The organism is uncultured Phascolarctobacterium sp. (assembly GCF_902463975.1).
GTDB lineage: Bacteria > Bacillota > Negativicutes > Acidaminococcales > Acidaminococcaceae > Phascolarctobacterium_A.
The window spans coordinates 1-24,724 of record NZ_CABQHJ010000006.1; the positions used below are offsets into that span (position 1 = coordinate 1).

The 24,724-nt window shown below is 48.1% G+C and carries 20 protein-coding genes and 1 other annotated feature; of the genes, 17 read left to right on the forward strand and 3 right to left on the reverse strand.

Annotation, left to right across the window (positions count from 1 at the left end; all coding sequences use genetic code 11):
- Window positions 1-47 precede the first annotated feature (47 nt).
- Both leuD and leuC read right to left on the reverse strand, forming a co-directional pair.
- A complete protein-coding gene (gene leuD, locus RDW05_RS02715; RefSeq protein WP_307977757.1) occupies window positions 48-533 on the reverse strand; it encodes a 3-isopropylmalate dehydratase small subunit in 486 nt (161 codons plus the stop codon).
- Window positions 530-1,795 (reverse strand): 3-isopropylmalate dehydratase large subunit, encoded by a 1,266-nt coding sequence (gene leuC / locus RDW05_RS02720; RefSeq protein ID WP_307977758.1) that lies wholly within the window; start codon window positions 1,793-1,795, stop codon window positions 530-532. Before leuC ends, leuD begins: the two co-directional genes overlap by 4 nt.
- Before the next feature lie 50 nt (window positions 1,796-1,845).
- Window positions 1,846-2,060: a binding site (T-box leader), on the reverse strand.
- A gap of 354 nt (window positions 2,061-2,414) precedes the next feature.
- Between leuC and gltB the strand changes: the two genes are divergently transcribed.
- The 17 genes from gltB to RDW05_RS02805 all read left to right on the forward strand — a co-directional run bounded on the left by gltB (window position 2,415) and on the right by RDW05_RS02805 (window position 23,773).
- Window positions 2,415-6,995: a glutamate synthase large subunit gene (gene gltB, locus RDW05_RS02725; protein WP_307977759.1), complete on the forward strand. Its 4,581-nt coding sequence runs from the start codon at window positions 2,415-2,417 to the stop codon at window positions 6,993-6,995.
- On the forward strand, window positions 6,995-8,464 hold the full coding sequence (locus tag RDW05_RS02730; RefSeq protein ID WP_307977760.1) for a glutamate synthase subunit beta: 1,470 nt from the start codon (window positions 6,995-6,997) through the stop codon (window positions 8,462-8,464). The genes gltB and RDW05_RS02730 overlap by 1 nt, the downstream gene beginning before the upstream one ends.
- Before the next feature lie 278 nt (window positions 8,465-8,742).
- A complete protein-coding gene (obgE, locus tag RDW05_RS02735; protein WP_021720496.1) occupies window positions 8,743-10,011 on the forward strand; it encodes a GTPase ObgE in 1,269 nt (422 codons plus the stop codon).
- A 270-nt stretch (window positions 10,012-10,281) separates the two neighbouring features.
- Window positions 10,282-11,421: a glutamate 5-kinase gene (gene proB, locus RDW05_RS02740; RefSeq protein WP_307977761.1), complete on the forward strand. Its 1,140-nt coding sequence runs from the start codon at window positions 10,282-10,284 to the stop codon at window positions 11,419-11,421.
- Window positions 11,422-11,436: 15 nt separating this feature from the next.
- A complete protein-coding gene (locus RDW05_RS02745; RefSeq protein WP_307977762.1) occupies window positions 11,437-12,693 on the forward strand; it encodes a glutamate-5-semialdehyde dehydrogenase in 1,257 nt (418 codons plus the stop codon).
- 317 nt (window positions 12,694-13,010) lie between these two features.
- Window positions 13,011-13,517 carry a hypothetical protein gene (locus RDW05_RS02750; RefSeq protein ID WP_009145328.1) on the forward strand — a complete coding sequence of 169 codons (507 nt, stop codon included), beginning with the start codon at window positions 13,011-13,013 and terminating at the stop codon, window positions 13,515-13,517.
- A gap of 35 nt (window positions 13,518-13,552) precedes the next feature.
- Window positions 13,553-13,843: a hypothetical protein gene (locus RDW05_RS02755; protein WP_021720493.1), complete on the forward strand. Its 291-nt coding sequence runs from the start codon at window positions 13,553-13,555 to the stop codon at window positions 13,841-13,843.
- Window positions 13,844-13,876: 33 nt separating this feature from the next.
- On the forward strand, window positions 13,877-14,302 hold the full coding sequence (locus tag RDW05_RS02760; RefSeq protein WP_293725014.1) for a SoxR reducing system RseC family protein: 426 nt from the start codon (window positions 13,877-13,879) through the stop codon (window positions 14,300-14,302).
- Between the two features lie 8 nt (window positions 14,303-14,310).
- Window positions 14,311-14,871, forward strand: a complete 561-nt coding sequence (locus tag RDW05_RS02765) for a nucleoside triphosphate pyrophosphatase (protein ID WP_021720491.1) — start codon at window positions 14,311-14,313, stop codon at window positions 14,869-14,871.
- Between the two features lie 13 nt (window positions 14,872-14,884).
- A complete protein-coding gene (radC, locus tag RDW05_RS02770; RefSeq protein ID WP_210683951.1) occupies window positions 14,885-15,643 on the forward strand; it encodes a DNA repair protein RadC in 759 nt (252 codons plus the stop codon).
- Between the two features lie 14 nt (window positions 15,644-15,657).
- Complete coding sequence (locus RDW05_RS02775) at window positions 15,658-16,701, forward strand: rod shape-determining protein (protein WP_009145323.1); 1,044 nt, start codon at window positions 15,658-15,660, stop codon at window positions 16,699-16,701.
- 13 nt (window positions 16,702-16,714) lie between these two features.
- On the forward strand, window positions 16,715-17,563 hold the full coding sequence (mreC, locus tag RDW05_RS02780) for a rod shape-determining protein MreC (protein ID WP_293809680.1): 849 nt from the start codon (window positions 16,715-16,717) through the stop codon (window positions 17,561-17,563).
- Window positions 17,560-18,060 (forward strand): rod shape-determining protein MreD, encoded by a 501-nt coding sequence (gene mreD, locus RDW05_RS02785; protein ID WP_021720488.1) that lies wholly within the window; start codon window positions 17,560-17,562, stop codon window positions 18,058-18,060. Before mreC ends, mreD begins: the two co-directional genes overlap by 4 nt.
- 32 nt (window positions 18,061-18,092) lie before the next feature.
- Window positions 18,093-19,925, forward strand: a complete 1,833-nt coding sequence (gene mrdA / locus RDW05_RS02790; RefSeq protein ID WP_307977763.1) for a penicillin-binding protein 2 — start codon at window positions 18,093-18,095, stop codon at window positions 19,923-19,925.
- 18 nt (window positions 19,926-19,943) lie between these two features.
- Window positions 19,944-21,050 carry a rod shape-determining protein RodA gene (gene rodA / locus RDW05_RS02795; RefSeq protein ID WP_293809676.1) on the forward strand — a complete coding sequence of 369 codons (1,107 nt, stop codon included), beginning with the start codon at window positions 19,944-19,946 and terminating at the stop codon, window positions 21,048-21,050.
- Between the two features lie 126 nt (window positions 21,051-21,176).
- On the forward strand, window positions 21,177-23,066 hold the full coding sequence (locus RDW05_RS02800; RefSeq protein ID WP_307977764.1) for a TIGR03960 family B12-binding radical SAM protein: 1,890 nt from the start codon (window positions 21,177-21,179) through the stop codon (window positions 23,064-23,066).
- A complete protein-coding gene (locus RDW05_RS02805; RefSeq protein WP_307977765.1) occupies window positions 23,066-23,773 on the forward strand; it encodes a TIGR03936 family radical SAM-associated protein in 708 nt (235 codons plus the stop codon). Before RDW05_RS02800 ends, RDW05_RS02805 begins: the two co-directional genes overlap by 1 nt.
- A 109-nt stretch (window positions 23,774-23,882) precedes the next feature.
- On the opposite strand, the gene RDW05_RS02810 is transcribed toward RDW05_RS02805, so the two are convergent.
- Entirely contained in the window at window positions 23,883-24,710 is an 828-nt protein-coding gene (locus RDW05_RS02810) for a MerR family transcriptional regulator (RefSeq protein WP_307977766.1), read from the reverse strand.
- Between the last annotated feature and the right edge of the window lie 14 nt (window positions 24,711-24,724).

Here is a 24,724-nt window from a genome sequence, read left to right on the forward strand (position 1 = left end):
TCTATTTGGTTTAAGTTTTTTATCTTTGCCTCCTTGACTTTTTATAGTTAGTCTTTAATATAATTAATCAGGCCGCCGCAGTCTGCGATATGCTGGATAAATTCCGGCAGCGGTTTTGTTTTAATCGTAATATTTTTATTGAGGATTTTGATTTCACCATTGTTTACATCAACGTCGATTTCATCGCCGGGTTCAATCTTTTCTACGTCGGCGCCTATTTCCAACACCGGCAGACCGATGTTAATCGCATTGCGATAGAAGATGCGGGCAAAGCTGTCTGCTACGATGCATTTGATGCCCTTAACCTTTAATACTACAGGGGCATGCTCACGGGAGGAACCGCAGCCGAAGTTTTTGCCGGCAACGATGTAGTCGCCGGGCTGTACGTTGGCGGCGAAGTTAATTTCCAGGTTTTCCTTCGCATCCTCCATAGCGTGTTCTGCTAATTCCTTGAAATCGGCAATGTTCAGATATCTTGCCGGAATAATAACGTCTGTATCGATGTGGTCGCCGTAACGCCAAACTTTGCTCATTTTACTACCTCCTCAGGGCTGGTGATATAACCGGTGATGGCACTGGCTGCAGCGGTATAGGGACTTGCCAGATAAACCTCGCTGTCGACATGGCCCATGCGGCCGCGGAAGTTACGGTTGGTGGTGGATACAGCGCGCTCGCCTGCAGCGAGGATGCCCATGTAGCCGCCCAGGCAGGGGCCGCAGGTCGGAGTGGAAACGGCAGCGCCGGCATCAATAAAGGTATCGATGTAACCGCGATGCATAGCTTCCTGATAAATCTGCTGGGTTGCCGGGATGATAATCATACGCACATGGTCGCAAACCTTGTGACCTTTGAGAATTTCGGCAGCCTGCTCCAAATCCTCCAAACGGCCGTTGGTGCAGGAGCCTACAACAACCTGGTCGATTTTGATTGCATGACCTTCCTTAGCAGGATGGGTGTTTTCCGGCAGATGCGGATAAGCAACTATAGGAACAAGCTCGTCGAGCTTAATATCGAGTACACGGGCATATTCAGCGTCCTCGTCCGCAGTAACTGCTTCCCATTCACGGGTTACGCCGCGTTCCTTTAAGAATTCAATGGTTTTTTCATCAACGGGGAAAATACCGTTTTTGCCGCCGGCCTCAATAGCCATGTTGCAGATAGTCAGGCGGTCGGCCATAGAAAGCTCGCTGACACCTTTGCCGGTAAATTCCAAAGATTGGTAACGGGCGCCGTCAACGCCAATCATACCGATGATGGTCAGGATGATGTCCTTGCCTTTAACGTATTTCGGCAGCTTGCCGGTCAGGTTAACCTTGATAGCCTGCGGAACCTTGAACCAGGAGGTACCGCTGGCCATAGCGCAGCCGATATCAGTCTGGCCCATACCGGTGCTCAGTGCGTTGAGCGCGCCGTAGGTGCAGGTATGGGAATCGGCGCCGATGATGATTTCGCCGGGAGCAACAAGGCCTTTATCAGGCAGCAGTGCATGCTCGATACCCATCTGGCCAACTTCAAAGTAGTTTTTGATTTCGTGCTTGCGGGCGAAGTCACGCATACGCTTGCACATGGTTGCGGATTTGATATCCTTGCAGGGGGAGAAATGGTCCGGAACCAGAGCAATTTTGTTTTTATCAAATACCGGTTTACCGATTTTTTCAAATTCGTTGATAGCCGGAGGACCGGTGATATCATTAGCTAATACTAAATCTACTTGAGAAACAAGCAGGTCGCCGGCGCTTACGCTGTCGCGGTGAGCGTGCTTGGCTAAGATTTTTTGCGTCATTGTCATTCCCATAAAATTAACCTTCTTCCTTATAATAAAAATAGCCCCTATCTGCGCTTGCAGATAGGGGCGAAATTTTTTCGCGGTACCACCCTAAGTTGTACTTAATTTTTCCGATTAGCGAATCGGCAGCGTAACGTGCTGGAAACGTCTGCTCCTACTTGGTTCAGAGAAGCTGCTCGCGGGTGAGCTTCTTTGCCTGCTTGCTGGCGGCTTGCACCATATGCCGTCTCTCTGGATGCTGGGGCAGGTAAATTTTCCCGGTCATTGCATTTTTGTTTTTGAAATTAAAATATACACATCGCTGTGTTCTTCACATTATCGCAACAATTTCGCGGTTTGTCAAGTGTGAAAATAAAAAAATGCCTAGAAAAACATTTAGTGTGTAGCTGAAATGGAAAAAAGTATCGCTGAAGTGCAAAGGAGTGTAGGGGGTATAAAAATGCTTCTTTCAGAAAATTGCCTTTTGCAGAACTTTTGTTATACAAGTAAATATACATGTATACAATTTGCAATCGTAATAACGTGGTATTATAATTAAAATTACAGTTATTGTAGTGGTCTTTAACAGAAACACTAACGGAACTGCTAATAGATTTATTGATAAAATGCTTTGAGATGGGAATTTATTATGAATACTTCGCTGCCCAAGAAACAGGGATTGTACGATCCTTGGTTTGAACACGATGCCTGCGGTGTTGGCGTAGTTGCCAATATTAAGGGCAAGAAGTCTAATAAAATTTTACGACAGGCTCTGGTGGTTTTGCATAACATGGACCATCGCGGCGGTCAGGGAGCAGATATGAACTCCGGTGACGGTGCCGGTGTACTGCTGCAGATTCCGCATAACTTTTTTGTCAAGGAATGCGCGAAGCAGGATGTGGAGCTGCCGGAAGCAGGGAAATATGCCGTCGGCTTTATTTTCCTGCCGCCGGATGTTGTAGAAAGAGAAAATGTTCAGCGCCACTTTGAACGTATTGTTGAAGCGAACGGTCAAGGAATTATTGCCTGGCGTAAGGTGCCGGTGCATCCGGAAGTTTTGGGTGAAAAATCACGTCAGAGCATGCCTTTTATGGCGCAGGTTTTTATCCGTCCGTCGGCTGATGTCCTGGACCGTCTGGATATTGATGATAATGCGTTTGAACGCAAGCTGTACTGCATCCGCCGTGAGGCCGAGAACTATATCCGTTACGGTAAGCTGCGCGGCGGCAAGTACTTTTATGTTTCAAGTTTGTCCTCGCGTACTATTGTCTATAAAGGCATGCTGACAACACAGCAGCTGCAAACCTTTTATGCGGATATGGAGGACAGCTCTATCGAAACAGCAATGGCTCTGGTCCATTCCCGTTTCAGCACTAATACATTTCCCAGCTGGGAGAGAGCTCATCCCTACCGTTATCTGATGCATAACGGTGAAATAAATACATTGCGCGGTAATATCAACTGGATGCGTGCACGTCAGACAATGTGCGGCAACAGTCTTTGGGGTAATGATATCCAGAAGGTTATGCCGATTGTTGACGAAACCGGTTCCGATTCCGGCATGTTCGACAATGTTTTGGAATTTTTGCTGATGAGCGGACGCAGTCTGCCGCATGCCGTTATGATGATGATTCCTGAGCCGTGGGGCAAAAATCCGCATCTGGATGATGACCTGAAGGCCTTCTTCGAATATCATAATTCACTGATTGAGGCGTGGGACGGACCTGCTGCTATGGCCTTTACTGATGGCCGTACTATTTGTGCTGCTTTGGACCGCAATGGTCTCAGACCATCGCGTTATTATATTACCAATGATGATACTATCGTTCTCGCATCTGAGGTTGGTGTTGTAGATATTGACCCGGCCACTATTGTCAAAAAAGACCGCCTGCGTCCCGGACGGATGCTGGTGATTGACACGGAGCAGGGACGCATTATCGGCAACGATGAGATTAAGCACCAAATTGCCTGCGAGCATCCGTATCGTAAATGGCTGGAAGAAAATTCCATCAAGCTGAAAAATATTCCGCTTAAGAGTGAACTGCCGGTGACGGATTCGCAGACACTGATGCAGCGTCAGCGTGCGTTTGGCTATACGCTGGAGGATTTGACCAAGTTTCTGCGTCCTATGGCGCAGAAGGGGATTGACCCGTTGGGAGCAATGGGCAATGATGCACCGTTGGCAGTGCTCAGTGAAAAGCCGCAGCTTTTATATAATTACTTTAAACAGCTCTTTGCGCAGGTAACAAATCCGCCGATTGATGCTATTCGTGAGGAGGTTTTCACGGATACAACCAGCGGTATTGGTCCGGAGCTGAATCTGATTGATCCGCAGCCGGAAAGCTGCCACCAGATTTCGGCCGAATCTCCTGTATTAAGCAATATTGAGCTTGCCAAGCTGAAGAATATTCCTAATTTCGAAGCAGCAACAATTCCTATGCTTTACAAGGTTGCTGATGGCGGCGCCGGCTTGAAACAGGCTTTAGATACAATATTTGCCGCTGCAGATAAAAACATTGCGGAAGGCAAGTGCATTTTAATCTTATCCGACCGCGGCATTACTAAAGATATGGCAGCGGTTCCTGCCTTGCTGGCAGGTGCAGGTCTGCATCATCATCTGATTAAAAACGGTACGCGTCTGCGTGCTTCTATTATCATAGAATCTGCTGAACCGCGTGAGGTGCACCATATGGCGTTGCTTTTAGGCTATGGCGTCAGCGGTATTAATCCGTATCTTGCTTTTGAAAGCCTGGAGCATATGTGTGCTGACGGAATGCTGGATATCAGCTTTGAAAAGGCTGCTGAAAATTATATCAGCGCCTGCACTCACGGCATTGCTAAAATCCTGTCGAAGATGGGTATTTCTACTGTACAGTCTTATCGTGGCGCACAGATTTTTGAAGCTATCGGTATCAGCAGTGCCGTTATTGAAGAATATTTCACAGGAACTCCGTCACGTCTTGAAGGTATCGGCCTGGATGATATTGCCAAAGAGGTTGCTATGCGTCATGAGCCTGCATTTGCCGAGCAAAACATTGATCTTTTCAGCTATGAATCAGGGTCTCATTATCAATGGCGTAACGGCGGCGAGCAGCATATGCTTAATCCGGAAACGATTGTTAAGCTGCAGCAGGCCTGCAAGACCGGTGATTATAAGCTCTTTAAGGAGTTCAGCAAGCAGCTGCGCGGCAGTGCCTTTGCCAACCAGAATCTTCGCAGTATGCTGACCTTTACGCCGCAGCGTCTGCCGGTAAATATTGATGAGGTAGAATCTGTAGAAAGCATTTGTCATCGCTTCAAGACCGGTGCTATGAGCTACGGCTCTTTAAGTCAGGAAGCACATGAATGCCTGGCGATTGCCATGAACCGTATAGGCGGCAAGAGCAATACCGGCGAAGGCGGCGAGAATCCCAACCGTTTTGCACCGCTGCCTAATGGTGACAGCAAGCGCAGTGCAATTAAGCAGGTTGCCAGCGGCCGTTTTGGCGTAACCAGCAATTATCTTGTCAATGCGGACGAAATCCAAATTAAAATTGCGCAGGGCGCTAAGCCGGGTGAAGGCGGACAGCTGCCGGGCGGCAAGGTTTATCCCTGGATTGCCGAATGCCGCGGTACGACGGCAGGCATCGGCCTGATTTCTCCCCCGCCTCATCATGATATCTATTCCATTGAAGATTTGGCTGAGCTGATTCACGACCTGAAGAATGCTAATCCACGTGCCCGCATCAGCGTCAAACTTGTAAGCGAGGTGGGCGTCGGTACAATTGCTGCCGGCGTAGTCAAGGCCTGCGCCGATGTTGTACTTATCAGCGGTTATGACGGCGGTACCGGCGCTTCTCCGCGTACCTCCATCAATCATGCCGGATTGCCGTGGGAGCTGGGACTTATGGAGACACACCAGACGCTGCTGCTGAATAATCTGCGTGACCGTGTAACACTGGAAACAGACGGTAAGCTGATGACAGGACGCGATGTTATTATTGCTGCTTTGCTAGGTGCGGAGGAATTCGGCTTTGCAACAGCACCGTTGGTAGCTATCGGCTGCATCATGATGCGTGTATGCAATCTTAATACCTGCCCGATGGGTGTGGCAACACAGGATCCGGAGCTGCGCAAAAATTTCCACGGCAAGCCGGAATATGTTGTTAACTTCATGCATTTTATTGCGCAGGAGGTTCGTGAATACATGGCGATGCTCGGCTTCCGTACTATCGATGAGATGGTCGGCCGTACCGAGGTATTGCTGCCCAAGCCGGCAGAGGAGCGCAACTGGAAAAATAAGAATCTGGATTTGGCGCCGCTGCTCTATAAACCGGAGGTTGAGCCGGGTGCAAGTCAGGTTTGCACCAAAAAGCAGAACCACCAGCTGGAAAAATCGCTTGATATGCGTGAGCTACTGGATATCTGCCGCAGTAATCTGGAAACGAAAAAGCCTGTTGCGATTACGCTGCCGATTAAGAATACGGACCGCGTTGTCGGCACGATTCTGGGCAGTGAAATTACCCGCCGTTACGGTACCGATGGATTGCCTGCCGACACCATCAGCCTGCACTTCAAGGGCAGTGCAGGCCAAAGCTTTGGCGCCTTTCTGCCGAAAGGTGTTACGCTGGAGCTGGAGGGCGATGCCAATGACCATGTCGGCAAAGGACTTTCCGGAGGCAAGCTGATTATCTATCCTGACAGCGATGCACGCTTTAATCCGCACGAAAATGTTATTATCGGCAACGTTGCCTTCTATGGTGCAACAAGCGGTGAAGCGTATATCAGCGGTACTGCCGGTGAACGCTTCTGCATCCGTAACAGTGGCGTGAATGCTGTTGTTGAGGGTGTTGGTGACCATGGCTGTGAATATATGACAGGTGGCACGGTAGTTATTTTGGGACGTACAGGACGCAATTTTGCTGCCGGCATGAGCGGTGGTACGGCCTATGTTTTGGATATGCAGGGAGATTTTGCAACCTACTGCAATAAGGAAATCGTGCTGTTGGAGAAGCTGGAGGAAATCGGCGACAGCCTGACGGTAAAGAAAATGCTGCTGCAGCATGCAGAGCATACCGGCAGTAAGCTGGCTTTAGAGATATTGGATAACTGGGATGAATATCAGGATAAATTTGTCAAGGTTATTCCTAAAGAATATAAGCTTGTTACGCAGAAGCTTAATGAGTATCTGCAGCAGGGAATGAGCGCGGACGCTGCTACCCTGAAGGTATTTGAGGAGGTGAAGGCATAATGGGTAAGCCTACCGGATTTATGGATTACAAGCGTGCGGAGCTTGCTTTGCGTGCCCCCGAAGAAAGAATTAAGGATTGGCAGGAAATTAAGACGAGCAGCCTGCCGCACAAGGAAGCACTACGCTGCCAGGCAGCGCGCTGTATGGATTGCGGTGTTCCCTTCTGCCATAGCGGTGTGATGATTAACCGCATGGTTTCAGGCTGTCCACTGCATAATCTGATGCCGGAATTCAATGATCTTGTTTATCACGGGATGGATGATTATGCCTATGCCCGTCTGAATAAAACCAATAATTTCCCGGAATTTACATCTCACGTCTGCCCTGCTCCCTGTGAGGGTGCCTGCAATGCAGGTCTGGTGAATAATCCTGTTACTATTCGCAACATTGAGCAATATGTCATTGAAAACGCCTTTGAGCATGGATTGGTAAAACCCAATAAGCCTGCTAAACGCAGCGGCAAAAAGGTTGCTGTTATCGGCAGCGGACCTGCTGGCCTTGCCTGTGCCGATGAGCTGAACAAGGCCGGTCACAGCGTTACTGTTTACGAGCGTGCCGACCGTGCCGGCGGCCTTTTGATGTATGGTGTTCCTAATATGAAGCTGGATAAAAAGCTGGTAGAGCGGCGCGTCAAGCTGCTGGAGGATGCCGGCGTAAGCTTTGTCTTAAACAGCGAGATCGGTGTAAAGCTGGCTTCCAGCACATTGCTTGAGGAATATGATGCCGTAGTGCTGTGTACTGGTGCGACAGTGCCGCGTGATTTGCCTGTTGCCGGACGTGAGCTGGAAGGTATTTACTTCGCTAAGGATTATCTGGAAAGCGTAACCAAGAGCCTGCTGAACAGCAATCTGGAGGACGGACTTGCTATTGATGCCAAGGATAAGGATGTTGTTATCATCGGCGGCGGTGATACAGGCAACGATTGCATGGCAACCGTTATCCGTCAGGGCTGCCGCAGCGTGCGTCAGCTGGAAATCAATCCCTGTCTGCCGCACAGCCGCACAGCAGATAATCCCTGGCCGCAGTTCCCGCGTATCTTTAAAACGGATTACGGTCAGGAGGAGGCTATCCATAAATTTAAGCAGGATCCGCGTGAATTCTGCATTACAACTAAGGAATTCCTAGGTGAGGATGGTAAGGTAAGCGGTCTGCGCTTGTGCCAGAATGAATGGAAGCTGGTGAATGGGCGCATGGTGCCGGCAGATATCCCCGGTACAGAACATGTTGTGCCTGCACAGCTGGTGCTTTTGGCTATGGGCTTTGTGGGCAGCGAAGAGCGACTGCTCGAAGAATTCAAGCTGGCGAAGGCACCTAACGGCAGCATAGCGGCTGATGACAGCAGTTATGTGACCAGCGTACCCGGTGTTTTCGCAGCCGGTGACGCGCGTCGCGGACAGAGCCTGGTGGTGTGGGCTATTGCCGAAGGGCGTGGTGCCGCACATGCAGTTGATAAATTTTTGCAGAAATAAGCAATATGGTTCTCCTTTTCTTTTATAGATGTGCTTGCAGCTTTTGTGTATATAAAAAATAGCTGCAGGCACATTTTTTATTAGCTGTAGCCTTGAAATAGGTAACGGCTACAGCAATGCACCATCTGCGTCATATAAATCAGAAGTGAAATCTTCGCAAACTCAAAGCTTTTCTGCGGATTTGATTGTTACCACGTTGCACTTTCCTTGCAAGATAAGCTATAATATAGATAAATATACCTAGCAATAGCTAAATTTACGATATAGGAGAAAACAAAATGTTTATTGACAGAGCGAGAATTTATGTAGAAGCAGGCGATGGCGGCGACGGCATGAGCAGCTTCCGCAGAGAAAAATTTGTAGAAAAGGGTGGCCCGAACGGTGGTAACGGCGGTCGCGGCGGTGATGTTGTCCTGATTGCGGACAAAAATCTCAATACCCTGATTGACTTCCGTTACAAGAGAAAATATGTTGCTAAGCGCGGCGGTCAGGGTGGCACCAAAAACTGCACCGGTGTACGCGCTGATACCGTATTCGTTAAGGTGCCGATGGGAACCTTGGTACGTGATGATGCAACCGGCGCTGTTATGGCAGACCTTGTTGAGGATGGTCAGACCTATACGGCTGCTAAAGGCGGCCGCGGCGGCAAGGGCAATGCCTGCTATGTTACCAGCACCAACCGTGCACCGACCTTTGCCGAAAAGGGCGAACCCGGTGAAAACCGTTGGCTGAAGCTGGAGCTGAAGCTGTTGGCTGACGTTGGCCTGGTAGGCTATCCCAGCGTAGGCAAGTCCAGCATTATCGCACAGGTGAGCGCTGCCCGCCCCGAAATTGCTGCCTACCATTTTACAACGCTGTCCCCGGTTTTGGGCGTGGTACGTCTGGATGAGGAGCGCAGCTTTGTGCTGGCGGATATCCCCGGCCTGATTGAAGGTGCGCATGAGGGTGTAGGTCTTGGCCATGACTTCCTGCGTCATGTAGAGCGTACCAAGGTACTGCTGCATATTGTTGACGTGGCAGGCGTTGACGGACGTGACCCAATTGAGGACTTTGACAAAATCAATACAGAGCTGGCAGAATACAGCGAGCGTCTGGCACGTCGTAAGCAACTGGTTGTTGCCAACAAAATGGACCTGCCGGAAGCACAGGAAAACTTTGAGCGCTTAAAGGAATACGTTGAAGCTAAAGGCTACGAAATCTGTAAGGCAAGTGCTGCTACTGGCGAAGGATTGCGTGAGCTGATGTTTAAGGCTTACGACCTGCTGCTGCAATATGTTCCTGAAGAGGATGAAGAAGACCTGGCACGCTTTGACGAAATTGATCCGGACAGCTATGAAATTGTTGTCGGCAATGATACCGACTGGGAGGTTCGCGGCAAGAACATAGAGCGTCTTGTTGCTATGACTAACTTTGATAATGACGAGGCACTTTACCGCTTCCAGCTGATCTGGAAACGTCTTGGCATTGACGAGGCGCTGAAGGAGAGAGGCGTACAGGAAGGTCAGAGTGTGCGTATTAGGGATATGGTGTTTGATTATAAAGACTGAGACTGCGGATAACGCACCGTCGAGCGTCATGAAAATTCCTCGACGTATAAGGACGCAGATAATGCACCATCTGCGTCATGAAGCCTTCTAGACGTACAATGCAGTACGTCGTCGTCGGCTTCATTTAGCATCTGATACATTCTATGCGTCCTTAGGGAGTATGCCGTTGTAAACTGTATTTAGTAACTGATACATCCTATGTGTCCTTGGAGAAAGCTATGTATTGCGGATAACGCAAAAAATAAAAACTAGAACTGCAGGTGAGGGGAAATGTTGAACAATGAAGCAAGCCGTGAGGCTTTAAAAAAGGCTAAGCGTATTGTCATTAAGGTTGGTACGAGTACGATTACCTATGCTAACGGCAAGCGCAATTTCAGTCAGATTGACCGCTTAGCGCGCGAAATCAGTGATTTGCAGAATCAGGGCAAGGAAATGATTCTGGTAACCAGCGGTGCTGTGGCTGTGGGGGTGGACCGCATGGGCTTGCCCGGCAAGCCGAAAACTATTCCCGGCAAGCAGGCTGCTGCTGCCGTAGGACAGGGCGTTCTGATGCACACCTATGAAAAATTCTTTGCCGATTACGGTCAGATCGTGGCGCAGGTGCTGATTACCAAAACGGAGGCGATTGACCGCCACCGTTACACCAATACGCGTAACACCTTTATGGAGCTGATGCGTCAGCGTGTTATCCCTATCGTCAACGAAAATGACGTTGTGGCACTTGATGAGCTGAAAATTGGCGATAACGATAATATGTCTGCCCTTGTTGCCGGTATTGTGGATGCTGATCTTGTTATCATTCTTTCTGATGTTGACGGCCTGTATACCGCTAATCCGCAAACGCATCCCGATGCTGTTATTGTGCCTGAGGTTGCGGAAATTACTCCGGAGATTGAGGCAAGTTCCGGCGGTGTCGGCTCTTCCCGTGGTACCGGCGGTATGGCAACTAAGATTCAGGCAGCCAAGGCTGCGACAAGCAGCGGTATTCATTTGGTAATTGCCAGCGGTACCGAAAAGAATGCCATTACCCGTGTGCTGCAGGGCGAAGAGCTGGGAACCTTGTTCGTGAGTCGTGAAAACCGTCTGCAGTTCCGCAAGCGCTGGCTGGCCTTTGGTGCCAAGATTGCCGGCAGTATTGTTGTGGATGATGGCTGTGCTAAGGCTATTCGCAAGGCCGGCGGCTGCAGTATTCTGCCGGCAGGCGTGTTTGCCGTGCAGGGTGAATTTTTGCCGGGCAGCACGGTAAGCGTTATCGATAAGGATGCGCATGAGCTGGCACGTGGCTTAGTGCATTATTCTTCTGCCGAGCTGGAGCAGATTAAGGGCTGCAATTCCGGTGAGATTGCAAATATTCTGGGACATAAAAATTTTGATGAGGTTATTCACCGCGATGACCTGGTTATTTTATAAGGCAGGGTGAGGATTATGGCAACGTATGAATTGGTTCAGGCTAAGGCGCAGGCTGCGAAGCAGGCTGCAGCAAAGCTTGCCGTTACTTCTACCGCAGTTAAGAATGCGGCACTTTTGGCGATGGCTGCTGCGCTTGAGGCACAACAGTCTGAAATTTTAGCTGCGAATGAGCGTGATATGACTGCTGCTGCAGCCAAGGGCATGAAAAGCTCAATGCTGGACCGTCTGAAGCTGACTGCCGAGCGCATCAGCGGTATGGCTGACGGCCTGCGTCAGGTAGCAGGCCTGGCTGATCCCGTGGGTAATGTTATTGACGGCAAAACCTTGCCTAACGGTCTGCATATTACCAAAATTCGTGTTCCCTTGGGCGTTATCGGTATTATTTACGAGGCGCGTCCCAATGTTACGGCAGATGCCGCAGGCCTGTGCCTGAAATCCGGCAATGCTGTTATTCTTAAGGGTGGCAGTGAGGCGATGGAGTCCAATAAAACTGTTACTGCGATTTTGGCGCAGGCTGCGGAGGGTGCAGGTATTCCTGCAGGCTCTATTCAGTTTATTGATACTAGTGACAGACAGGCTGTGCAGGATTTAATCCATATGAACGGCCTTGTCGACGTGGTTATTCCGCGCGGCGGTGCTGGGCTGATTCAGGCGGTGGTGCGTAATGCCAGCGTGCCGGTTATCGAAACAGGTGCGGGCGTATGTCATACATATGTGGACAAGGATGCTAATGTGGAGATGGCGATGAAGATTGCCTTCAATGCCAAGGTACAGCGTCCTTCCGTATGCAATGCAATGGAAACACTGCTGGTGCATAAGGATATTGCGGATAAATTCTTGCCTATGATGCTGATGATGTATAATTCCTCTGCCGTAGAAATACGCGGTGACAAGGCTGTGCAGGAGTACAGCAGTCAGGTGCATCCGGCAACTGAAGAAGACTGGTCTACGGAATACGGCGATTTACGCCTTTCCGTAAAGATTGTAGACAGCATTGAGGAGGCTATGGCGCATATTGCCAAATACGGCACCGGTCACAGCGAATGTATTGTTACCGATAATTATCAGGCGGCACAGCTTTTCCAATATACCGTGGACGCTGCTGCTGTTTACGTCAATGCCTCTACCCGCTTTACCGACGGCAACGAATTCGGCTTCGGCGCGGAAATCGGCATCAGCACACAAAAGCTGCATGCCCGCGGACCTATGGCGCTGCCGGAGCTTACGAGTACAAAGTATCTGATTAACGGTAACGGTCAGGTGCGCAAATAGTCTATCATGTACTTAAGTTGCTGAATGGTTAGCGATGAAAAACCTCGGTAATGGTTTTAAATACTTGTGACTGACGCAATGTCAGCAGCTGAATCTTAATAAAGCATAATACTTACCGAAAACCCGCTTCAATGGCGTAAGCCGGCGAAGCGGTGTTTTGCTTTTGCAGGAAAGCTGTCGGATGCAGGTAAAATTCACATTTTTGCACTGATTTTTATTGCTTGAGGTATATGCTTTAAGTGTAAAATTTGATATAATTAATTGGATAAGATTGCTTTGTTGCTATTGCACAATTTAGGAAGCTGGAGGGAACTCTTTTGGAAGAATTGTATCGTGAAGAATCTGGAACAAGTACGCAAAGAAAAATCTTTGCAGTGATTGCCTTGCTGATGATTGCGAGCCTTTATTGGCATGAATGGACCTGGCTGCAGGAACATAGACGCTTTGATATGCTGGGCTGGGGTATGGATACAGTGCTTTTGGCTCTGTGGATTTGGCGCGTAGCCTTTGGCTATACTCTGATACTCTACAAGGATATGAAGCTTGAGGTAATCAGCCACGGTTTAGGCTTTATTAAACGCAGTTATGTTGTTGACCTGACCCGTACAGAAAGCTTTACCGATAAATATGTAAAGAGCTTTTTCCGCAAAACAGCGATTAAACATTATATCCATCGCTATAATTCACTTGATGAAAATCCGCAGCGCTTGCTGGTGTTTACCGAAGGCAAGAAAAATAAGCTGGCAGGCTTGCTGTTTAAATCAAGTGATGAGTTTGTCCGTGTATTGCGTAAGGAAATGCCGGATAAATTTATTCAGCTTTAATTGATGATTGTTTTTGATATAGGAGGCTTTGAGATATGGAAACTATAGCTAACGTAGAACCGGTGGTAGTATGCGCCCGCGTTATGCAAATATTTTTTGGTTCTTTTATTTACATTTATCTGATTGCCAAGCTGGTTGGCCCCGATAACAAATTGGCGTGGTTCAGAAAACGTAAAAAATATACTTTTTTTAACCGCCGTGGTATTTTCGGCGAGGATATCAACTTCGGTTATCCTGTATGCTGGCAAGGCGTTCTTGTTTTTCTGGCAATTTACGGCGTAGTTTTCGGCTTTGGCTATTGGTATATTTTCGTACACGCTTATTAAGCTAAATATTTGGTAGAGGAAGGATTTGCTTCAATGGCAGAAATTAGAGGTATTATTGTTAAAAAGCAGGGCGAGCGCGCTGAGGTAAAGGTTGATAAAGCTGAAAGCGAACTGACAGGCCTGCCTAAATATATAGATTGTTGGAACCCGGTAGGTGCTAAGGCCGGCGATGTAGTAGGTGCGGAATACCGCGATTTTGATCAACGCAAGGCTAAGCTGGTTATTTACGGTCTGCCGGTAGCAGGTATTCTTGCAGGTGTTGCCTGTGGACACAGCATGGCTACATTCTTCCATATGGATGAATTGCCATTTATCGCTGCATGCATTGTTTTATGGCTTTTGGTAACCGTAAACTATGCACGTATTTTTAAACGTGATGCGGTACGCGAAGGCAAGCAGGCTGTTATTTTTGAAATCCAACAGCCGAAGATTGTTATTGATATGGGTCAAAAGGAATAGGCTGAAGCATGAAGGTTATTTTGGCATCAGCCTCTCCGCGCAGACAGGCGCTGCTGCAGCAAATAGGCATTACTCCGCTGGTTTGTCCTGCGGATTTTGCCGAAGGCAGCGGCACTGCCAGCCAGGCGCAGGAGGTTGCTTTGCATAATGCAGCCGGCAAATGCGCTGCTGTAGCAGCAAAAATGGGAGATGAGCTTCCGGTTATTGCTGCAGATACAATTGTAGTAATTGATAATGTTATTTTGGGCAAGCCGCAGGATGCAGCAGCTGCTAAGGCTATGCTGCAGCGTTTGTCCGGACGTACACATCAGGTTATGACAGGCGTTGCTGTATGTTATAAGGGACAAAAGATGTCCGAGGTGTGCGTTACTGATGTAAGCTTTCGTCAGCTGACTGCTGAAGAAATAGATGCTTATATTGCCACAGGCGAGCCTATGGATAAGGCCGGTGCCTATGGCATTCAGGGCAGAGGTGCTGTCCTGGTGGAAAAAATCAATGGCTGCTATAACAATGTTGTAGGTCTGCCGTTGTCATTGTTGTACTTAATGATGCAAAGATTGGGAGTATGAGGAGCTATGAAGAGTGACTAATCCTGCAGTAAGCAGGACCTGCGATTTTTGCAGTGATTTTAGTAGTATCGACAAAACAACAAACACAGAGAGTATTAAAAATCTTCCCTTAGAGGACAGACCACGGGAAAAGCTTTTTCTGCGTGGGGTGGAGGCGCTGACTGATGCGGAGCTGTTGGCAATATTGCTGCGCACAGGCACTGCGCAAAAATCAGCGTTGGAGATTGCTAAGGAGCTCACAGCTGACGGAGGCCTGTACAGGCGTCTGGCAGGAGTGAGGGACTTAAATGAGCTTATGCAAATCAAGGGTATGGGGCAGGCCAAGGCAGCAACAGTTTTGGCAGCTCTGGAAATAGGCAGACGTATTGCGTCGGCCCGCCCTTTGGATAAAATCCATTTTGGCTGTCCGCAGGATGGTGCGGCATTTTTGATGCCACGCCTGCGTTATGCCACAAAGGAACAATTTTTGGTAATTTTGTTAAACAGTAAGAATAAAGTAATAGGCACAGAGCTGGTGTCAGAGGGTTCGCTGACCAACTCGGTGGTGCATCCGCGTGAGGTATTTCTGCCGGCGATTCTGCAGCATGCAGCCTCTATCTGCGTGGCACATAATCACCCATCGGGTGATCCGATGCCAAGCATTGAGGACAGGCAGCTGACAGCTGTTTTGCTGGCGGCAGGACAAACGTTGGGGATTCCGCTTCTGGACCATCTGATTATCGGGGACGGTGCTTATTACAGCTTTCAGGAAGATGGAGCATTAGAAGTTTAGGAGGATAGTCGGAAATGAAGTTTACTTTCCCTAATATCAGTATTTTTAACAATATGTCGGATGACATGGGTATAGATTTGGGCACTGCGAATACGCTGGTGCATTGCAAGGATAAGGGTATTATTATCCGCGAACCGTCGGTAGTAGCTGTTGAAAAGGACACTAACGAGGTACTGGCAATCGGTGCGGAGGCTAAGAGAATGATTGGCCGTACTCCCGGTAACATTGTCGCTATCCGTCCGATGAAGGATGGCGTTATTGCCGACTATGAAATTACTCAGTCTATGCTGAAATATTTTATTAAGCAGGCTATGGGCAATCGTACCTTTGTACGTCCGCGTATTCTGGTTGGTGTGCCTTCCGGTGTTACCGAAGTAGAAAAGCGTGCAGTTGTTGATGCTACTATTGAAGCAGGTGCGCGTGAGGCTTACTTGATTGAAGAACCGATGGCGGCAGCAATCGGTGCAGGCTTGCCTGTACAGGAAGCAACCGGCAGCATGGTTGTTGATATCGGCGGCGGCACCTGTGAGGTTGCCGTAATTTCTCTGGGCGGCATTGTTGTCAGCAAGAGCGTACGCTGCGGCGGCGATGCTATCGACAGTGCTATTGTACGTTATATCCGCAAAGCCTTTAATATGTTTATCGGTGAGCGTACAGCAGAAAATATTAAAATTGAAATCGGTACCGCAATGAAGGTTGATGAGCCTGCTGTTATGGAAGTTCGCGGCCGCGACCTGCTCAGCGGTCTGCCTAAGAGTATAGAGGTTAATGCCAACCATGTTTGCGAAGCTGTTAACGAGCCTGTAAGCATGATTGTGGACGCTGTTCGTAACACATTGGAGCGTACACCGCCTGAATTGTCCGCTGATATTATGGATCGTGGCATTGTTATGACAGGCGGCAGCTCTATGCTGCGCAATCTGGACAGACTTATTTCTCAGGAAACCGGTATGCCGGTATTCGTATCTGATGAAGCTTTGAACTGTGTTGCTCTCGGCACCGGTATTGCTGTAGAAAATATTGACATTTACCGCAAAGGCTTTATGACCTCTAAATAAGTAGGAATGCAGCATGAATAAGAAGGTTATGTTGGTAGCTTTGTTTGTTCTGGTCCTGTTTTCTATGCTGGCGATGGCTGTAGCAGGCAGAAGCCGTTTTCCTTTGGTCAACAGAGCGGTGGCGGCAGTAGTGCTGCCGGTAGAAAGTATGCTGACCGGGTTAGGCAATGCCGGTGATGGCGTGCGTGGCTATTGGAAGGCACTGACAGTAATGCAGAGCGAAAATGCAAAGCTGAAACAAGAAAATATTGAGCTGCGTAATGCCAATATCCAGATGGCTTCGATGTATGCAGAAAACAGGCAGCTGAGAGGCTTGTTGGAGTATAAGGAGCAGCACAAATCGCAGAAGGTTGTAGCAGCAAAGGTAATTGCCCGCAGCTTCGGCGATTTACGTGACTGCATATATATCGCTGCCGGTAAGGACAGAGGTCTGGCACCGGATATGGCAGTTGTTAATGGTGGCCTTGTAGGCGTGGTTGATGAGGTATATGATGATTACGCCCGTGTACTTTTGCTCACCTCTCCGCGCTGTCGTGTAGGTGCTAGGGTATTGCGCGCTGATTCACGTGCTGTCGGTGTAGCCGGCGGTGTCAGCGGCAAGGATAAGCTGCTGTTGGAGCATATTTACCGCGAAGCAAGCCTGCGTGAGGGCGATATTATCGTTACCAGCGGTTACAGCGGCAGCCATCCAGCAGATATTCTTATCGGTAAGGTTACTGCTACTCATATGGATAGTGTAGGTCTGCTGCAGGAAGCAGATATTGTACCTGCTGCTGATATTGCAGATGTTGAACAGGTATTGGTTATTGTTGGCTTTACGCCGGAAGCGAAAATTGTATTACAGGGAGGACAGGCAAAATGAGGAGACTGATTTGGCCCGTCCTGTTTCTGTTCTTAATGCTGCTGCAGGGTTCAATGTCCGTATATTATACAGGCTGGCTTTCCTGTGATTTGCTGCTTTTGGCGGTATATGCTTATGCGATGCTGCGCGGCGAAAAAGCTGGGGCGGTAGTCGGCGGTATCACCGGACTGCTGCAGGATGCAATGACGGTGGGTATTTTTGGCTTCCATATTCTCAGTCGTATCTGTGTAGGTTATATAGTAGGCCTGACAAAGGAAAAGGTGTTTAAGGATAATTATCTTTATCATATGAGCGCTATTGCGACGATTACTTTTATCCTGCGTTTTGTTTACTGGTGGCTGGAACTTTTGCGCAGTGGCGGACGCTGGAGCATATTTTTTGCATATTTATGGGATTCCCTGGGCTATATTATAGGCAATGCGCTGTTGGTATGGCCTGTTGTAGTTATAATGAAGATGATTTATGAATGGATCAGAAAAGAAGATATATCTTATTAACCAGGAAGCAGGAAAGGAGACAGACGTAGCCTATGGAAGATAGAAACCGGATAACCAGATTGCACACTTTGCTGGTTGTGTGTCTGGTATTATTTGCTGTGCTGCTGGGACGAATGGTTTATTTGCAGCTGTGGCGCGGTGATTACTACGCTAAGCAATCTGACGGCAACAGGCTGCGCCAGTCGCGTATTCTTGCTCCCCGTGGAATTATTTATGATAGTGAGGGCAAAGAGCTGGTTAACAATCTGCCGGGATATGCGGTAGTATTGCAGAAGCAGTCCAGCTATAAACCGGAAACGCTGCAGCGTCTCAGCAATCTGCTGCAGATGCCGGTAGAAGAAATTAACGCTAAAATTAAGGCGAGCAAAAATTTTTATGAACCGATTATGCTGAAGAATAATCTTGATCAGCAGATGGTAACAAAAATTGAGGAACAGCGTCGCTATATGCCGGAGGTTATGCTTTCGGTGCAGCCTATCCGCAATTACCCTTATCATGAGCTTGCTGTACATGCTTTGGGTTACGTAGGCGAGGTAAGTGCTTATGAAATTGAGCAGGGCTTGTTCAAGAATATTACTCAGGGCAGTCTTGTCGGTAAGGCCGGACTGGAAAAGACTTATGATAAATATCTGCGCGGTGAGGACGGCGCCTTTATGGAGGAAGTTGACGTTGCCGGTAACGTTGTCAAGCATTACGATTCCGTGCAGCCTGTCCCCGGTAAAAATCTGAAGCTGACGCTTGATTATCAGCTGCAAAAGGAGCTGGAGGAGTTTACCGATAAGCATCTTGCTTACCTGCGCAACAGTGGTATTGCTCCCGGAGCGAGAGCGGCGGCAGTAATAGCCATCGACCCGCGCAATGGCGCGGTGAGGGCGATGGTCAGCCGTCCTGGCTATGATCCTAACTGGTTTGTACATGGCATTTCCTCTAAAAATTGGAACTCCATTAATAATGACACTAATTTCCCGATGAATAACAAGGTTATCACAGGCGAATATCCGCCTGGTTCCACCTTTAAGATTGTTACTGGTAGCGCTGCCTTCGAGCTGAAAAAGGTTGGCCTGAACGAGCCCATTTTCGACGGCGGCTTTCATCCGATGGTTCCTACTATGGGTAACGCCGGCGGCGAGGTTTTAGGCTGGCTGACCTTTATAAAAGCGTTGGCGATGAGTGATAACGTATATTTTTACGAGCTTGGTTATCGCGTAGGTATTGATAACATTGAGAAATATGCGCATATCTTTGGCTTTGGCGAACGCACAGGTATTGACCTGGAAGGCGAAAGCAAAGGCCTTGTTGCCTCTAAAAAAGTAAAGCGTGAAATTTGGGATGAGGACTGGCGCTTGGGTGATACCTTCAATGCTGCAATCGGTCAGGGCTTTAACCTGACAACACCGATTCAGCTTTCTGTTATGCTCAGTATTGTTGCTAACGGCGGTACCAAGTATCAGCCATATCTTGTTGACAGTATTATCAACAGTGACGGCAGTCTTTTTGAAAAGCCTAAGCGTGCCGAAGGCAAGCATATTGATGTGTCACAGCAGACGATTGATTATATCCGCATGGGTATGAGTGCTACTACGCAGGAGGGTGGTACGGCATCGTACTTTGCCGGTCTGCCTAAGCCTATTGCCGGTAAAACCGGTACTGCCGAAAACTCTCATGGACGTGACCATGGCTTGTTTGTAGCCTATGGACCGGTAGATGACCCGGAGCTTGTTGTAGTCTGTATTGTAGAGCAGGGTGGCTTCGGTTCTATCGCTGCAGGTCCTATTGTTTATAAAGCATTTGAAGAATTTTTCCAGGAAAAGGGCTATATGCCCCGCCCTGATAAGGCTGCCCCGAAGAAGGACACCGTCCAATAATGCAGGAAGGAGTACATTGTGGATTTTAAACGTATCCTGAAAAATCTTGACTGGTGGCTGATTGCTGCTGTGTTAATACTTATGGGTTGTGGCTTGGGGCTTATCGACAGTGCTACCCATTCCTTTGCAGTGAGCACCGGTAAGGCCTGGCATGTGCAGCGCCAAAGTATGTTTATGCTCTTTGGCCTGGCTATTGTTACTGCATCGTTGGCTTTTGATTACCGTGTACTCAAAAATTATGCTACCAAGCTGTATATACTTAACATCATACTGCTTTTGGCAGTAATGTTTGTAGGTCAGAGTCAATTGGGTGCACAGCGCTGGATCCAAATAGGCTCTATGTCTTTTCAGCCCAGTGAATTTGCTAAGGTTTTTCTCATTATCTGCTTAGCTACCTTTATGGATAAGCGAATTGAATGGCTGGAGGAATTTAAGGATTACCTGCCGGTTTTTGCATATATTCTGGTGCCGTTTATACTTGTTATGCGCCAGCCGGACTTAGGAACATCGTTGACTTTTATAGCTATTTTAATAGGTATGATTTTTGTCAGTGGCTTTAAGTATAAATGGTTCTTCCGCATGGGATTAGCTTTTATGGCTTTGCTGCCGGCGTTTTGGATGATTCTGAAGGATTATCAGAAGAACCGTATCCGCGTTTTTCTGAATCCGGAGCTTGATCCTTTCGGCAGCGGTTATCATGTTATTCAGTCGAAAATTGCTATCGGCAGCGGAGGCTTCCTTGGCAAGGGCTGGCTGGCCGGAACGCAGAGCCAGCTGAACTTTTTGCCGGAAAACCATACGGACTTTATTTTTGCTGTTGCCGGTGAAGAGTTTGGCTTTATCGGAACGGTGTTTATCATCAGCATGTATATGATTATTATCTGGCGCGGTATTGCGATTGCGCTTGATGCCGATGATACCTTCGGTATGCTTCTGGCAACCGGTGTAACGTCTATGTTTATGTTCCATGTTATGGTCAACATTGGTATGACTGCCGGTATTATGCCTGTAACCGGTGTACCTTTGCCGTTCTTGAGCTATGGCGTCAGCTCGCTGACAACGAACCTTATGTTGGTGGCGATTTTGTTGAATATTAAGGTGAAAAAACAGAACTTACAGTTCTAAGGATGATGATATAAACCTTTTTATAAAATATTATAGGAATCGGTGGACGTTAAAGCGCCATATCAGATAACTATTGACGAAAACTGTTTTTGATAAACCCTTCAATCATTAAAAATAGAGGAGAAAATGAATTTGAAAAAGGATTTAACTATTGATATTTTAAGCAGCGTGCAAAAGCCTGCACGCTACACAGGCGGCGAGTTCGCCAGCATTGTTAAGCCTGCCGAAGAAGTAGAGGCAACTATTGCTCTGGCCTTCCCGGATGTATACGAAGTAGGTATGAGTTACCTTGGCTTTAAAATTTTATACCATCTGCTGAATAAGGAAGACGGAATTGCCGCAGAACGTGTTTACGCACCCTGGATTGACCTGGAGGCGAAGATGCGCGAGCGTGAAATTGCGCTTTGTACTTTGGAAACTAAAAAGGCTTTAAGCGAATGTGATGTTGTAGGTTTTACTTTGCAATACGAGCTTTCCTATACCAATATCTTAAATATGCTTGATTTGGGTGGCGTACCGCTGCTGGCTAAGGATCGTACTGATGCAGACCCCTTTGTTATTGTAGGCGGCCCCTGCGTGTACAACCCGGAGCCTTTGGCTGATTTCTTTGATTTCGCTGTTATCGGTGAAGGCGAAGAGGTTTTGATTGAGGTAATGCGTTGCTACAAGGAGTGGAAGCGTGAGGGCAAACCTGGCGGCAGACAAGAATTTCTGCAGCGCGTGGTAAAAATCAAGGGCATTTATGTACCTTCCTTCTATGAAGCGGAATACAACGAAGATGGTACTTTTAAGGCAATTAAGCCGCTGCGCGAGGATATTCCTGCTGTTATCCAAAAGCGTGTTATAGAGGATATGAACAGCGTAGATTTCCTGACCTCTCCGATTGTTCCTTTCGGTGAAATCGTTCATGACCGCATCATGCTGGAAGTTTTCCGTGGCTGCAGCCGTGGCTGCCGTTTCTGCCATGCAGGCATGGTTTACCGCCCCGTGCGTGAGCGTAAGCCGGAGGTGCTGATGGACCTGTCGCGTAAGCTGGTAGATAACACAGGCTATAACGAAATCAGCCTGGTATCCCTTTCCAGCGCCGATTATTCCTGCTTGGCTCCGCTGGTACATAAGATGATTGGTGAGTTTAAGGATGAACGCGTCAGCGTTTCGCTGCCTTCTCTGCGTATCGACAGCTTCTGTGTTGCTATCGCCAAGGAAGTACAGGCAGTGCGCAAGAGCGGTCTGACATTTGCTCCGGAAGCAGGCAGCCAGAAGATGCGTGATGTTATCAACAAGGGTGTTACGGAAGAGGATTTGATGAATGCTGTCGGTGCAGCATTTGAATCCGGCTGGAATAGCGTTAAGCTGTACTTTATGATCGGCCTGCCCTATGAAACAGATGAGGACGTATTGGCGATTGCTGATTTGGCACGCAAGGTGCAGTATAAATATTTCCAGATTACAGGTAAGCGTGGCTGCAAGGTTACCGTAAGTGCTTCGTCCTTCGTACCTAAACCGTATACTGCTTTCCAATGGTTCGCCCAGAATGATTTGGAAGAAATCCGCCGTAAACAGTTCCTCCTGAAGGATGAAATCAAAAAATATAAGAATATCACCTTAAACTATCATGATGCAAAAACCGGTACTATTGAAGCTGTTTTTGCCCGTGGTGACCGCCGCGTAGGCAAGGCACTGCTGCTGGCCTGGCAGAAGGGCGCGCGTTTTGACGGCTGGAGCGATTGCTTTTCCTACGAGCGTTGGCTGGAGGCTATCAGTGATGCCGGACTGGACAAGGACTTTTACGCTGCCCGTGAGCGCGGTGAGCAGGAGGCCTTCCCGTGGGAGCACATTTCTCCGGGTGTCAGCCGCCGCTTCCTGTGGAACGAATGGCGCAAGGCTTATGCTCAACAGCTTACGCACGACTGCCGTCGCACAAGCTGCACCGGCTGTGGCGTTTGTCAGGCATTAGGCGTAAAAATCGTTGACTACAAAGAAGAGTATCAAAACAATGGGGAGGTACAGGCATAATGAAACTGCGTATGCAAATTACCAAGGATAAGGATATCCGCTTTATCTCCCATCTGGAATATGTGCGCACCATCGGCCGCGCAATTCGCCGTGCCAAGCTACCTGCTGCCTATTCCGAAGGCTTTAATCCGCATCTGAAATTCAGTCTGGCATCTGCGCTGGGTGTAGGTGTAGTAAGCTATACAGAGTTCGTGGAAATCGAGCTTGCCGAGCCTATGGAGGTAGAAAAGGCTGCGTTGGCTCTTGATGCTGCTTTGCCGCGCGGTATTCGCGTGCTGGCTGCCGATGCTGTTGATACGCATCACGCTGCCCTGATGAGTCAGGCGGCAGGTGCGAGCTATCGCGTAACGCTGCCCTATAGCGCGGATGTGAGCGCTGCTGTTGCTGCATTTAATGCTGCGCCGGAGCTGTTGTTCAAAAAAGCTGCACCTAAGACGAAGGCTAAGTTTAAAGAGATTGATGTCAAGTTCTATATTCCTCAGCTTACTGCAGAGCAGACCGAAACGGAAACAATCTTCAGCTTTGACTGCAAAATTACGCCGACAGGCAGCATGAAGGCTGTAGATTTGCTGAATGCGCTGAACGAGCAGTATGGACTGGCGCTGCCGGTAGAAATGGCTGATATCGAGCGTCTAAGACTGTATCGCAATAATAAAAACGGCAAGCCTATCCCGATGCTGAACAGTGATGCCGTAACCTTAGGCTGATTTTAGCTTAAGGCTGTACAAATAAAAAAAGAGCAAAGCCTGCTCAGTGCTTTGCTGATTAGAAAACCCCGTGGCGACTGCCGCGGGGTTTTGGTGTGCCATGGATATGCTATTTTATCTGCAGCTCCAGCTTGTAAATATACTTATCGGTATCACCTGTCAGCCAGTAATCACACAACGATGTTACATAGAGTGGTGAAATCGGCGTAAGCTGATGCTCCTTGCAATATTCTGCCAGCATTTGCAGATACTTTTTGTTGTTAAACATGTAGACACCTTGAAAATATAGCGTCAGATAATCGCCCTCAGGCTTTTGGTGGCAATGCGGTGTATCGAGCTTGTCATGAAGCGTATAAAAATAATGCTTCAGATGCTTGCTTGCAAAATCCTGCAAAATTTCCGTATCGTAAATATAACCAAAGCCGTTGGTTGTTAAGGCAGTATCATTTTGCAGATGGGTGAACATTCTGGCGATATGCGAAGAACGCTTTTTAAAGCATTCATTTTCTTCGGTAGCATTGCTCAGATAAAGATAATGTGCCTGCTCATGGACAAGCATAATGTTATCCAGCGTAATATTATCAATGTGGTCGAGCTTTCCTAATTCGTTTTGCAGCTCTGTTTTCATAGCCTGCAGATGGGCGATTTCCTGCGTGAAAAAATCTATGCGCTCGTTAAATAATTCTCTGTAATTTTGGGGAGAACGGTTGGCAAGATAATCCTTGATGCGTGCAATCGGTACCTCAAGCTGGCGTAGCGTAAGAATCAGCTGCAGCAAAAACAGCTGACTGCGCTTGTAATAGCGGTAACCGTTTTCATCGACAAGTTCTGGGGTAATCAATCCCAGCTTGTCATAGTAAAGCAGTGTCTTGCGGGGAATTTTGCAAAGCTGTGATAATTCACCGGTCGTAAAGTAATTTTGTAGATTTTTTGACATTTTTAGCATTTCCC